This is a genomic window from Streptomyces sp. NPDC020845 (assembly GCF_044334165.1).
Taxonomy (GTDB): Bacteria; Actinomycetota; Actinomycetes; order Streptomycetales; family Streptomycetaceae; genus Streptomyces.
The window spans coordinates 431,554-444,580 of the sequence record NZ_JBIRSJ010000004.1; the positions used below are offsets into that span (position 1 = coordinate 431,554).

Genomic DNA, 13,027 nt, shown 5'->3' on the forward strand with positions numbered 1-13,027 from the left:
CAGCCAACGCAGGATCGGCGAGATTGGCCCGCACTGTAGCGTTTGGAAATCTGGTGGATCAGAAGGGACGTCGATGGCTGGACAGATCGCCAAGCGCTATCGGCGCGGCACACATCGCTCCGTTCCGCCGGAGGAGACCTGGCAGTTGGTCGCCCCGCTCCTGCGGGCCTACGGGATCACCCGAGTCGCGGACGTGACGGGACTCGATGTGATCGGCATACCGGTGTTCCAGGCGATCCGCCCCCGGTCCCGCAGCTTGTCGGTCTCGCAGGGGAAGGGTGTCACACCGATCCTGGCCAGGGTCTCCGCGGTGATGGAGGCCATCGAGCTCCACCATGCCGAGCAGGTCCCGGCCGGCCGGCGGCAAACCTGGCGAGAGGTGCGGGAGCGCGGTCTGCTCACCTACCGCCCGGAGGACCTGCAGGCCACCCGGCGCTCGCTGCTGTCCCTGGCCGGTCCGGACCTGGTCTTCGAATGGCTGCCCGGGCGCACTCTGGTCACCGGTCGGCCGACCATGGTGCCCGCCGACTGGGCCCGCCTCGACGGCCGGGTGCGCCGGGAGTGGACGCACCACCCCTTCGCGACCTCCACCAACGGCCTGGCCAGCGGGAATTCAACGGCGGAGGCGGCCCTGCACGCACTGTACGAGGTGATCGAACGGGACGCCGTGGCGCGGCTGACCACGCTGCCCAGGGCCGAACGCCCCCGTCTCGAGCTGTCCTCCGTGGACGACCCCGACTGCGCGGAACTACTCGACCGCTTCGGTGCGGCGGGTGTCTCGGTCACCGCGTTCGACGCGACCTGGCCGCACGGCGAGGGCGGCACCGGCGTTCCGTGCTACCACGTGAGCGTCTGGTCGCCCGATCTGCCGGTCGTCGTGCCCGGATCCGGCTGCCACGGCGCGCCCGAGGTGGCGCTCGCCCGGGCGCTCACCGAGGCCGCCCAAGGACGGCTCACCGTGATCAGCGGTTCCAGGGACGATCTCAGCGACCGGCTCTACGCGCTCCAGGCGGACCCGGCGAAGGGCGCCCCCCGGCCGGCACCGTCCCTGCGGACCGTGCCCTTCCGGCGCCGGGAGACGGGCCACGATCTCGCCGATGAGCTGCGCACCGTCGCGGCGGGCGTCACCGCCCTCACCGGCACCGAGCCGGTGCTGGTCGAGCTCGGGCGGCCCGCGGCCGGGCCGGCCGTCGTCAAGGTTCTCGCACCCGGCCTCGGCTTCTACGCCCGCGACGCCGTAGCCCGTGAGCTCTCGCATGCCTGAGCCCATGCCGGAACATGCCCCTGAGCCCGCGTCGGAACCCGCCCCGGAACCCGCCGTGCACGTCTTCGCGGGACCGACGATCCCGTCCGACCGTATTCGCCGGCTCCTTCCGGCGGCCCACGTCCATCCGCCCGTACAACACGGGGACCTGCTCCGCCTGGCGCCGCGGCCCGGGGACACCGTCGCCGTCGTCGACGGCACCTTCTTCCAGAGCCCGTCCGTCCGCCACAAGGAGTTGCTGCATCTCATCGACCGCGGGGTGACGGTTCATGGAGCGTCGAGCATGGGCGCGCTGCGCGCCGCGGAGCTCGCGCCGCTCGGGATGCGCGGGGCGGGCGTGGTCTACCGGCTCTACGCCCTCGGGGTGCTCGAACGCGACGACGAGGTGGCGGTCGCGCACGCCACCGGCGACGACGGGTTCGTGGCACTCAGCGACGCCCTGGTCAGCATCCGCTTCGCGGCGCGCCGTGCCCGGGTCGCCGGGGCCTTGGACCGGGCGGCCGAACGGCTCATCGTCGAAGCGGCCGCGGCCATGCCGTTCCCGCAGCGGCGGCACGCGACCGCCGCGCGGGCCGCGCGGCGGCTGGGCCTGATCGCGGCTCACGAAGACGCCTATCTGGAACACGCGGCCCGCACCGCCGACATCAAGCGGGCGGATGCCGAGCTCCTTCTGCGCATCATCGCCCGGGAGAGCGGCCCGATCACCGCAGGCGTCGGCCGGGCGACCTCAGGCGCCGACCCGGCCGATCCCCCCACCGTGTTCCTGGCCGAATGGCTCCGCTCGTTCCGCGGCGAGTTGGTCGACGGGGAGCATGTGACGGACGAAGCCGTCCTGACCTGCTGCAAGCTCTTCGCCACCGATTACGCCGACTTCCACCGCGAACACGTGCTCAATGCCCTCGATCCGGCGACGCTGCAACGCGCGGGCGTCCCGGCCGGCCTGCGGGCGACGCCCGAGTCGGCGGCGGCCCTGGTCCGCGGCTTCTGCTGGGCCCCCGGCGTACCGCCCGACGACCTGATGCTGGAACTGCTGCGCGCGACCCCGGCCTGGGAGTGCGCCCAGGGGATCGTGGTCCGGGCTCTGCGGCTCAACCGTGAGCTGAGCCGGCTCGGCTATCCCGTCTCCCGGGTCTCCTCCCTCCGGCTGCACACCTACTTCACGGAGCGCTGGGGCACCGAACAGCTCGACGGCGCGATCCTGGACCGCGGCTTCGCCTCGCGGTACGCGTTCACCACGCTCGCCGCCCCCTTTCTCCCACTGGCGCTGCTGAAAACCGTCGAACCCTTTGCCCTGCGCGCCTCCGGGCGATGACACCGCGGTGCCGCAGAGAGTGTCGCAGGACGGCGCGGCGGCGGTCAGCCACGAGGAGCTGCGCGCCCGCGTGGCGGCCGGGGACGTGGTGGTGCTGGACGTACGACCGGCGGAGGGGTACCAGGCCGGGCACATCCCGGGTGCGGTGTCCATCCCGATCGACGAACTGGCCACCGGATCGGCGAGTTGCCGAGGAGACGGAGATCGTCGTCTACTGCCGGGGCGAGTACTGCGTGCTCGCCTACGACGCGGTACGGCTGCTGACCGACCTCGGGCGGCGGGCCATCCGCCTCAACGACAGCATGTTGGAGTGGCGGCTGGCCGAACTGCCGGTCGACGCCGGGGACTAGGACCTGTCGTCAAAGGGGGCGCCCTGCTCCCGACGCCTGGCACGGCGCCTCGCCGCGTTGTCGCACCGCCCGAGTACGCCCAGTACGAGGACGATGCTCCGCCTTGCGATCCACCGCGCCAGACGCCGCTCGCGGCCGGACGCCCCCTTTGACGACAGGCCCTAGGCCGCCGCCCCGAGACACCACCGCCCCACCCACCGCCAACGGAAGAGACATGACCAGACCCGCACCGGACGCCGACACCTCGGGCTCCATATCCGCCGTACCCGATGAACCCGACACCGCCGATACCACCGATCCCACCGAAACCGCCCAGGCACAGCGCCGCGTCCTGCGCGTCCTGGTCGCCTCCCAGATCCTCAGCGGGGCCGGACTCGCCGCCGGTGTCACCGTCGGCGCGCTGCTCGCCCAGGACATGCTCGGCACCACCAGTCTCGCCGGGCTGCCCAGCGGTCTGTTCACCGCCGGATCCGCGCTCGCCGCCGTCGCCGTCGGTCGCATCTCCCAAGCCCGCGGACGCCGCCCCGGCCTGGCCACCGGCTATCTCACCGGAGCCATCGGCAGCGCCGGAGTCATCACCGCCGCCGTCCTGGACACGCCGGTCCTGTTGTTCCTCGCCCTGTTCGTCTACGGCGCCGGCACCGCCACCAATCTCCAGGCCCGCTACGCCGGAGCCGACCTCGCCCAGCCGAACCACCGTGCCCGGGCCGTGTCCACCGTCCTGGTCGCCACCACCCTCGGCGGCGTCGCGGGCCCCAACCTCGCCGCGCCCACCGGCGACCTCGCCGAAACCCTCGGCATCCCGCACCTGGCCGGCCCGTTCATGCTGGGCGGTGCCGCCTACGCTCTGGCCGCGCTCGTCCTCGCCATCTGGCTGCGCCCCGACCCGCTGCTCACAGCCCGCACCTTCGCCGCCGCCGAACAGAGCGGCAACTCCGCCACCGATACGTCCCCAGCCACCGACCCCGCACACGAAGGCCGGGGAGGCGTGCTCCTCGGCGCGGTCGTCATGATCCTCACCCAGCTCGTCATGGTCGCGATCATGACGATGACCCCGGTCCATATGCACGACCACGGCCACGGCACCGCCGCCTCGGGACTCGTCATCGCCATCCACATCGGCGCCATGTACCTGCCCTCACCGATCACGGGCTGGCTCGTCGACCGCTACGGCCCGCCGAAGATCGCCGCCGCGTCGGGCCTCACCCTCCTGGCCGCCGGCATCCTCGCCGCCACCGCCCCCGGCGACTCCGTCGCCCTCCTCGCGCTCGCCCTGGCCCTGCTCGGCCTCGGCTGGAACTTCGGCCTCGTCTCCGGCACGGCGATCATCACCGACACCGCGCCACTGGCCACCCGCGCCAAGACCCAGGGAATGGTCGACGTCTCCATCGCCATCGCCGGCGCCACCGGCGGCTTGTCCTCCGGCGTCGTCGTCGCCACCACCAGCTACCCCATCCTCGCCCTCACGGGTGGCGTCCTCGCCCTCGCGATCCTGCCTGCCATCGCCGCGACCGCGAGCAGCCGATGAGCCAACCCCACTTCTGTCGGAGCCGGGAACTCCCGGTCATCGGCCGGTCGTCGGGCCGAGGACTCCTGTCACGAGCCGGCGGGCGTACGCGGCGTCGAGTCCGTCCGGGCGGAAGAGGATGCGGTACATCAGGGGGCCGACGACGCGGTCGATGACCGTCTCGACGTCGGGTGTCTTCTCCCCGCGTTCGCTCGCGCGGGCGAGGATGACGTCGATCTGTTCGGCGGCATAGGCGGAGCACTGGCCGGCGTTGCCGCCGTCCGGGTCGCCGAGCAGGGCGTCGCGGATGTAGGCGCGGCCGGTGGGGGAGGCCATCTCGTCGAGGAACTGTTCGGCCCAGGCCGTCAGGTCGGATGGCAGGGCGCCGTGGTCCCCGGGCGCGGTTTCGGGCCGTAGGCGCTCGACCGCTACGTCCGACAACAGCTCCTGCAGGTCTCCCCAGCGGCGGTAGATCGTCGACGGAGTGACGCCCGCACGTTGGGCGACCATCGGTACGGTCAGGGCGTCCCGGCCCACCTCGGAGGCGAGTTCGCGTACGGCGGCGTGCACCGATGCCTGGACCCGGGCGCTGCGCCCGCCGGGGCGCACCATCTGCCTGCTCATAGAAGGCACCTTAAAGCAAAATCATTGCGTCTAGTGATCCGCTCCACGAGAACAACGGGCCACCGTTCGACGGCCTGGTGGCCTGGTTTACGCCGCGTACGCGAGCTCGCGGGCCGGCTGGGTCTGCTCGTAGGCGTGGCCGACCTCCAGGAGTGCGCTCTCGCCGAGGGGGTGTCCGAGGAGCTGCATACCGATCGGCAGGCCCGCCGTGTCGTGGCCGACCGGAACGGACAGGGACGGCACGCCGGTGATGTTGGCGGGGGACGACAGGCGTACGTAGGCGTCGGACACGCCCTCGACCGTGCCGTCGGCCCAAGTGATCGTCTCCTGGTCGGCCTTCACCGCGGTCGCCGGGACGGTGGGGGCGGCGATCACATCGACGTCCCGCAGCATGCGGGCCCATTCCTGCCGCATGAGGGCGCGAGCGCGCTGGGCGCGCAGATAGTCCCCGGCGGGCATCAGTGCGCCGGCCTCGAGCAGGATGCGGACGTCGGCCTGGTAGAGCTCGGGGACCGTACGCAGGGTGCCCTCGTGGTAGGCGGTGGCCTCGGGGACCATCAGCCCCCACTGGGTGGCCTGGATATAGCTGGTCATGGGGATCTCGACCTCGACGAGGCGTGCGCCGAGGGCCTGAAGCTGGTCGATGGCGCGCCGGACGGCGGCTTCGACCTCGGGGTCGATGTGGTCGAAGTAGTAGGTGCGCGGCACGCCGACCCGCAGCCCCCTCAAGTCCGCGCCCGCGGCCGGCCGGTAGTCCGTGGCGGGTGGTGTGGTCAGGGAGGCGGGGTCGCGGGGGTCGTGCCCGGCCAGGGCGGTCAGGACCAGGGCCGCGTCCTCGACGGTGCGGGTGATCGGGCCGACGTGGTCCAGGGACCAGGACAGGGACGTGACGCCGTGGCGGGGGACGAGGCCGTAGGTCGGCTTGAGGCCGACCACACCGTTGAGCGCGGCGGGCACCCTGATGGATCCGCCGGTGTCGGTGCCCAGGGCGAAGGTGGCGGTGCCCGCGGCGACGGCGACGGCGGATCCGCCGCTGGAGCCGCCGGCGACCCGGTCCGGGTCCCAGGCGTTGTGGGTCTGCGGGGTGGTCAGCCCGTAGGCGAACTCATGGGTGTGCGTCTTGCCGACCAGCACGGCTCCGGCCGCCGACAGGCGTGCGGCGACGGTGCTGTCGGCCTGTGCGCGGTGGTCGGCCCTGACCCGGGAACTGGCCGATGTCGCCGTACCGGCGACGTCGATCAGGTCCTTCAGGCCCATCGGGATGCCGTGCAGCGGACCGCGATGGCGGCCGGCCGCGATGTCGTGTTCGGCTTTACGCGCGGCCTGGCGGGTGTGCTCGGCGGTGACGGTGACGTACGCCTGGAGGCGCGGCTCCACCTGCGCGATGCGCTCCAGGACGGAGTCCGCCAGCTCGACGGGGGACAGCTGCCGTGTCCGGATCGCGTCGGCGGCCGCGGTCAGGGACAGTTCATACGGCCGCACCGGGCTGCTCCTCTCCCGCGTGGTAGGTGGCGGCGGGCGGGGTGTCCCCGAAGTCCAGCTCCCGCAGGACCGCGACGACGGAGTGGATGTGATCGGCGACGGCCGCGACCGCGGCGTGGCGATCGGCGGGCAGTGGGAACCCGGCGCGGGCGGCCCAGCGGGCCGCTTCCGGCGTGGTGAGTTCTGCGGCGGACATGGGTGTTCTCTCCTCGGGGCTGGAGCGACGGAGCAAACCCCTGACGCCAAAAGCTAAGAGTTTGCTTTAGGCGCACCGTAGGGCCTACGGTGCGCCTAAAGCAAATTCATTGCGTTTAGTCTTTCCAGGCAAGGGAGCGACCGATCATGAACGCTTCACCCGCCACCGGCCCGGCCGCCATCCCCTCCTGGGCCGTGGGTGACATCACCGTCCACCGCATCGACGAGGTCGCCCTGCCGCCCGCCACCGGACCGTGGTTGCTGCCCGGCGCCACCCCGGACGTCGTTGCCGGGCAGGACTGGCTGCGTCCCCACTTCGCCGACGACCAGGGCATCCTGCGCATCGACAGCCACAGCTTCGCGTTCACCGCCGACGGGCTGCGCATCCTGGTGGACACCGGCATCGGCAACGGAAAGGAGCGGGCCAACCCCGCCTGGCACAACCTGAACACCGACTACCTTCGGCACCTGGCCGCCGCCGGATTCCCGCCGGACTCGGTCGACCTGGTGATCCTCACCCACCTGCACGCCGACCATGTCGGCTGGAACACGCGGGAGGTGGACGGCGAGTGGGTTCCCACCTTCCCCCACGCCCGCTACCTGACCTCCCGCACCGAGAGGGAGTTCTGGGCCGCGTACGACATGGAGGAGGCGCGCCGGCAGATGTTCCGCGACTCCGTCATCCCGGTTGAGCGGGCAGGACTGCTCGACCTCATCGACGTCCCCGCCGAGGGCGTCGATATCGTCCCGGGCCTGCGCCTGCTCCCCACGCCCGGCCACACCCCCGGCCATGTCGCCCTTGAGCTGACCAGCCGTGGCCGGGCGGCGCTGATCACCGGCGACTGCATCCACCACCCCGTACAGCTCGCCCACCCCGCCATCGGCGCCTGCGTCGACATCGACCCCCAACGGTCCGAGGCCTCGCGCCGCAAGCTGCTCCGCTCACTTGCCGATACGGACACCCTCGTCCTGGGCACCCACTTCGCACCCCCCACCGCCGGCCGCGTCGTCACCCATGGGGACGCCTATCGGCTCTCGCTCGTCCCCGCCGACTCGCACTGCCCACCCACTGTCACCGGGTAGTCGTGAAATCATTCTGTGCGATCCCACAAGTGCATTGGTGCACGCGTATGCACATAATAGAAGGAGGGCGCCCTGACACCACTCTTCCGCGGCGACATTCCTGAGAGGTGAGCCACGTATGAAGGCCCACGAACACCCTCATCCCCCGGCCCCGGCGCATGCCCACCCCAAGGGCCACACATCAGCTCATGACCATGGGCATGACCACGACCACGGACACAGCCACGACCACGACCACGACGCCGGACACGGCCATGCGCACGGCAAGAGCCGCTGGTCCCGCTGGAAGCACCAGGTCGCCCACATGGTGAAGCCGCATTCGCACGAGGCGGCGGACAAGGTCGACTCCGCGATGGAGTCGTCCGCCGAGGGTATGCGCGCCCTCTGGCTGTCCCTGGCGATCCTGGGCGCCACCGCGGTGTTCCAGACGGTGGTCGTCCTCATCTCCGGTTCGGTGGCGCTGCTGGGCGACACCATCCACAACTTCGCGGATGCCATGACCGCGCTTCCGCTGGGCGTGGCCTTCGTCCTCGGGCGGCGCGTGGCGAACCGTACGTTCACCTACGGCTACGGGCGGGCCGAGGATCTGGCCGGGATCTTCATCGTCCTGACCATCGCCGCCTCGGCGGCCCTGGCCGCCTATGAGGCCATCGACCGGCTGATGAATCCGCGCGACATCTCCCATCTGGGCATCGTCTCGATCGCGGCGGTCGTCGGCTTCATCGGCAACGAATGGGTGGCCCGCTACCGGATCCGGGTCGGGCGGAAGATCGGCTCGGCGGCGTTGGTGGCCGATGGACTGCATGCCCGTACCGACGGTTTCACCTCCCTTGCCGTGTTGCTGGGCGCCGGCGGGGCAGCGCTCGGCTGGCGGCTCGCCGACCCGATCGTCGGGCTGCTCATCACGGCCGCGATCCTGCTCGTCCTCAAGGACGCGGCACGCGAGGTCTTCCGCCGTCTGATGGACTCCGTCGACCCGACCCTCGTCGACAAGGGCGAGGCCGCGGTGCGCGAGGTCGCTGGGGTGCGCGATGTGAAGGAGCTCCGGATGCGCTGGATCGGGCACAAGTTGCGCGCCGAGGCCACGGTCGAGGTGGACGGAGGGCTGAGCGTACGGGAGTCGCATGCCGTGGCGGTCGACGTCGAACATGCGCTGATTCACGCGGTGCCCCGGCTGACCGCCGCCCTGGTGCACACCGACCCGGCTCTCGGGCCGGATACGGACGACCCTCATCTGGCGCTCGCCCACCACATGACATGACATCAGGCCCCGGCTGACAGGGCCGGGGCCACCACATCAGGTATTCATCCAGACCAATTGGCGTCACGGTCCTGGATTCATGCAGCATGCCCTTTTCCGGAAAATCGGCTGCCTTCCGCCCATTCCGGCTTCGGCGAGCAGGTGACATGACGGCAATGGGTTGTTTACAAAATATCATCGACAACCTATCGACAGCGCCGTCATCGGCGCTTACCTTCGTCAACCAAGCGCCACCTCCCCGATTCCGGCCATCCTCGGCCGCGCCGACTCCCCGAACGCTGGGAAGTCTCAGTTGCCCCGATCGGATCAGTGAGACCCATGAACAAACCGCGCTTGGCACTTGTACTGACAGCAACGACCCTGACGCTCACGTCCTGCGGAATGGGCGGCCAGACCCCCAGCGGCAGTGGCGCCACAGGCGCTCAGTCCATCGTCGTCGACGAACCGTTCGCACCGGCAGCCAACTGGGCCCTGGAGACCGACGACTCCTTCGTCCTCAGCAAGGCGGGCTGCCTGGAGACCCTGGTGAAGTACCAGACAGGCGGCGCGATCAAGCCGATGCTCGCCACCTCCTGGAACCAAACCCGCCCCGCCACCTGGGACTTCACACTCCGCCAGGGAGTGACGTTCCAGGACGGCACCCCGCTCGACGCCAAAGCGGTGGCAGGAGCCCTGAAACACGCGCTCGCCGCGAAGACACCGGCCCCCGGCTTCTCGCCCGAGACGATCGCCGGCGTCACGGCGGTGGACGGTTCGACCGTACGGATCACCACCCCCGCCCCCGACGCCCTGCTGCCCTACCGCCTCGCGGCCCCCAACACCGGAATCCTCGCCCCGAAGGCGTACACCGGATCGTCGACCGATCCGCAAGGAACGTGCACCGGCCCATTCCGTATCACCAAGGAAATCCCCCAACAGGCAATCCAGCTCAAGCGCAACCCGAAGTACTGGAACGGTCCGGTGAAACTGTCCTCCGCCGAGGTGCGGTTCATCGCGGACGGCGCCAAGCGGGCCACCCAGATACAGACCGGGGAAGCCCAGATCGCCAGAAAGCTCTCCGTCCCGAGTGTCCAGGACCTCAAGGGGAAAAACTCCGTCGAGGTGCTGACCGAACAGCTTCCGCGAACCACGGAACTCGTTCTCAACAACAAAAAAGCACCCTTCGACAATGAGAAGGTGCGGCAGGCGTTCCAGGCGGCGATCGACACCAAGGCGATCACCAAAGCCGTCTACCAGGGAGCGGGGCAACAGGCCGTCGGCCCGTTCGGTCCCAAAGAGCCCTGGACACCTGACGGAGCCGCCCCCGTGCAGGCCGATCCGGCCAAGGCCAAGGCCCTGCTCTCCGCGGCCGGGGTGAAACCCGAGTCGATCAAGGTGTCCCTGATCGCCTACAACGAGGGATCGGGCTTCTCCGACCTCGCCGCCATCATCCAGCAAGAACTCAAGGCCATCGGCGTGAAGGCGAGCATCCGCACCGGCGACTACGCCTCGGTGGAACCCGACCTGCTCTCCGGCGACTTCGATGCGGCACTGCTCTCCCGCAACCACCTCGGCGACATGCCCGACCCGCTGGGCTATCTGACCGCGGACTACACCTGCAAGGGCAGCTACAACCTCTCGCACTACTGCGATCCGAAGACCGACGCCCTCATCAAGAAGGCCGCTTCCGCGAAGGACCCCGAAGCCCGCTACGCCGACTACGCCAAGGTCGCCGCGGAGCTCCAGTCCCGCGCCGTGGATGTCTTCCTCGTCCACGAGACCGAGTCCGTCGCCGTCGCCTCCGGCCTCAAGGGCTTCGCCGTCCACCCGTACTACACCCTCACCGCGAACCTCTCCCTCGCCACGAAGTGACTCGGCCTGAAGTACTCGGCCCGAAGTGACTGGGCCCGCGGTACTCGGCACGAAGTCGACTCGGCCCGAAGTGACCCCGCCTCACCTCGAAGTGACCCCGCCTCACCCCAAGGAGCTCGTTGTGATCGACTTCCGGCCCAAGTACATCACCTTCGACTGCTACGGCACCCTCACCGCCTTCGGGATGTCCGCCCTCACCCGTGAGCTGTTCGCAGACCGCGTCGCGGCCGACCGGATGGAGGACTTCCTCGACGACTTCGAGGCGTACCGGATCGACGAGGTGCTGGGCGCCTACCAGCTCTACCCTGACGTCATCAGGCACGCGCTTCAGCGAGCCTGCGCCCTGTGGAACATCGAATACCGCGACACGGACGGCGCGGCCATCGTCGCCGCCGTGCCCACCTGGGGTCCGCACCCCGATGTGCCGGACGCGCTGCGCACCCTCGCCGAGAGCTATCCGCTGGTCATCCTCTCCAACGCCGCGAACGACCAGATCGGCGGCAACGTCGAGAAGCTGGGCGCCCCGTTCCACGCCGTGTACACGGCCGAGCAGGCCCGTGCGTACAAGCCGCGCTTCCAGGCGTTCGAGTACATGCTGGAGCAGTTGGGCTGCGCGCCCGATGAGATCCTGCACGTCTCCTCGAGCCTGCGCTACGACCTCATCCCGGCCCACGATCTGCGGATCGCCAACAAGGTGTACGTCAACCGGCGCTATGAGCCCAGCGTGCCGTACTACGGCTACCACGAGGTGTCGGCCCTGTCCGAACTGCCCGCACTGCTCGGGCTGTGAGTGCCGTGAAGACCGTCCCGTACTGGCTGGACACGTCCCCGGCCGGCCCCGACCGCAGTGCGGTGGAGATCGGTGGCCGCACCGATGTGGCGATCGTGGGCGCCGGGCTGACCGGTCTGTCCGCCGCGCTGCACCTGGCCCGCAAGGGCGCCCAGGTCACCGTGCTGGAGCAGGAGACCGTGGGCTGGGGCGCGTCGGGACGCAATGGCGGCATGTGCACCACGGGGCTGGCCATCGGCTTCCTCACCGCCGTGGAGCGCTATGGCATCCCGACCGCCAAGGCGGCCTACCTGGCCTACAACGAGGCCATCGATACGGTCGAGAAGCTGGTGGTGGAGGAGGAGATCGACTGCGACTTCTCCCGCACCGGAAAGCTCAACCTGGCCGCCAAGCCGGCGCACTACGAGCGGCTGGCCCGCACCCATGACGCACTCGCCGACCTGATCGGCTACCACACACAGCTGATCCCCAAGAAGGACATCAGGTCCGAGGTCGGATCCGACCACTACCACGGCGCGATGGCGGACCCTCAGGGCGCCGGTCTGCACGTGGGCAAGTTCGTCCGCGGTCTGGCCGAGGCCGCCGCCGCCCAGGGGGTGCGGATCCTGGAGAAGGCCCCGGTCACCAGGGCCCGCCGGGTCAGCGGTACGGCACACGATCTGACCACCCCGGTCGGCACCCTCCGCGCCGATCAGGTGCTGGTCGCCACGAGCGGCTACACCGGGTCACCGTTCCGCTGGCTGCGCAACCGGATCATCCCCGTCGGCAGTTTCATCATCGTCACCGAACCGCTTCGGCAGGAGGTGGTCGACGAGCTGATGCCCACCCGCCGGATGGCCTCCGACTCCAAGAACATCCTCTACTACTTCCGCATCACCCCCGACAACCGGCTGCTCTTCGGCGGCCGGGCGCGGTTCGCCATGTCCAATCCCCAGTCCGACCGGAAGAGCGGACAGATTCTGCGCAAGGGGATGCTCTCGGTGTTCCCGCAGCTCGACGGCGTGCGCATCGACTATCTGTGGGGCGGTCTCGTCGACATCAGCCTCGACCAGATGGTGCACTCCGGGGAGCGGGACGGCCTGTTCTACTCCGTCGGCTACTCGGGCCACGGGGTGCAGATGGCCACCCATATGGGCCGGCAGATGGCCGATGTCATGGACGGCAGGCCCGAGGCGAACATCTGGCGCGGCATGAAGTTCCCGCGTGTCCCCGGACACTTCGGTCCGCCCTGGTTCCTGCCGTTCGCCGGGGCCTACTACCGGGCCCTCGACATCATCAAGTAGCCCGCCACGCACCTGCCGGAAGAGC

The 13,027-nt window shown here is 70.1% G+C and carries 12 protein-coding genes; 9 read left to right on the forward strand and 3 right to left on the reverse strand.

Annotation, left to right across the window (positions count from 1 at the left end; translation table 11 throughout):
• Positions 1–73 precede the first annotated feature (73 nt).
• The 4 genes from ACH4U7_RS11690 to ACH4U7_RS11705 all read left to right on the forward strand — a co-directional run bounded on the left by ACH4U7_RS11690 (position 74) and on the right by ACH4U7_RS11705 (position 4,454).
• Positions 74–1,264 (forward strand): YcaO-like family protein, encoded by a 1,191-nt coding sequence (locus ACH4U7_RS11690; protein ID WP_398527778.1) that lies wholly within the window; start codon positions 74–76, stop codon positions 1,262–1,264.
• 4 nt (positions 1,265–1,268) lie between these two features.
• On the forward strand, positions 1,269–2,576 hold the full coding sequence (locus ACH4U7_RS11695; RefSeq protein ID WP_398527779.1) for a TfuA-like protein: 1,308 nt from the start codon (positions 1,269–1,271) through the stop codon (positions 2,574–2,576).
• A 140-nt stretch (positions 2,577–2,716) separates the two neighbouring features.
• Complete coding sequence (locus ACH4U7_RS11700) at positions 2,717–2,926, forward strand: hypothetical protein (RefSeq protein WP_398528003.1); 210 nt, start codon at positions 2,717–2,719, stop codon at positions 2,924–2,926.
• Between the two features lie 214 nt (positions 2,927–3,140).
• The gene (locus ACH4U7_RS11705) at positions 3,141–4,454 is read left to right on the forward strand and encodes an MFS transporter (protein ID WP_398527780.1); all 1,314 of its coding nucleotides are present in this window, start codon (positions 3,141–3,143) and stop codon (positions 4,452–4,454) included.
• A 36-nt stretch (positions 4,455–4,490) separates the two neighbouring features.
• Here ACH4U7_RS11705 and ACH4U7_RS11710 read toward each other — a convergent pair whose 3' ends face one another.
• From ACH4U7_RS11710 to ACH4U7_RS11720, 3 genes are all read right to left on the reverse strand, one after another.
• The gene (locus ACH4U7_RS11710) at positions 4,491–5,057 is read right to left on the reverse strand and encodes a TetR/AcrR family transcriptional regulator (protein ID WP_398527781.1); all 567 of its coding nucleotides are present in this window, start codon (positions 5,055–5,057) and stop codon (positions 4,491–4,493) included.
• A gap of 87 nt (positions 5,058–5,144) precedes the next feature.
• Positions 5,145–6,539 carry an amidase gene (locus ACH4U7_RS11715; RefSeq protein ID WP_398527782.1) on the reverse strand — a complete coding sequence of 465 codons (1,395 nt, stop codon included), beginning with the start codon at positions 6,537–6,539 and terminating at the stop codon, positions 5,145–5,147.
• Positions 6,526–6,735 carry a hypothetical protein gene (locus tag ACH4U7_RS11720; protein WP_398527783.1) on the reverse strand — a complete coding sequence of 70 codons (210 nt, stop codon included), beginning with the start codon at positions 6,733–6,735 and terminating at the stop codon, positions 6,526–6,528. The genes ACH4U7_RS11715 and ACH4U7_RS11720 overlap by 14 nt, the downstream gene beginning before the upstream one ends.
• A gap of 146 nt (positions 6,736–6,881) precedes the next feature.
• Between ACH4U7_RS11720 and ACH4U7_RS11725 the strand changes: the two genes are divergently transcribed.
• From ACH4U7_RS11725 to ACH4U7_RS11745, 5 genes are all read left to right on the forward strand, one after another.
• Entirely contained in the window at positions 6,882–7,817 is a 936-nt protein-coding gene (locus tag ACH4U7_RS11725; protein ID WP_398527784.1) for an MBL fold metallo-hydrolase, read from the forward strand.
• 118 nt (positions 7,818–7,935) lie between these two features.
• Complete coding sequence (locus tag ACH4U7_RS11730) at positions 7,936–9,078, forward strand: cation diffusion facilitator family transporter (protein WP_398527785.1); 1,143 nt, start codon at positions 7,936–7,938, stop codon at positions 9,076–9,078.
• A gap of 333 nt (positions 9,079–9,411) precedes the next feature.
• The gene (locus ACH4U7_RS11735) at positions 9,412–10,929 is read left to right on the forward strand and encodes an ABC transporter substrate-binding protein (protein ID WP_398527786.1); all 1,518 of its coding nucleotides are present in this window, start codon (positions 9,412–9,414) and stop codon (positions 10,927–10,929) included.
• A gap of 121 nt (positions 10,930–11,050) precedes the next feature.
• Positions 11,051–11,719, forward strand: coding sequence for a haloacid dehalogenase type II (locus ACH4U7_RS11740; RefSeq protein ID WP_089507726.1), 669 nt, complete (start codon positions 11,051–11,053; stop codon positions 11,717–11,719).
• Positions 11,716–13,002 carry an NAD(P)/FAD-dependent oxidoreductase gene (locus ACH4U7_RS11745; RefSeq protein WP_385610236.1) on the forward strand — a complete coding sequence of 429 codons (1,287 nt, stop codon included), beginning with the start codon at positions 11,716–11,718 and terminating at the stop codon, positions 13,000–13,002. The genes ACH4U7_RS11740 and ACH4U7_RS11745 overlap by 4 nt, the downstream gene beginning before the upstream one ends.
• Positions 13,003–13,027: the final 25 nt, after the last annotated feature.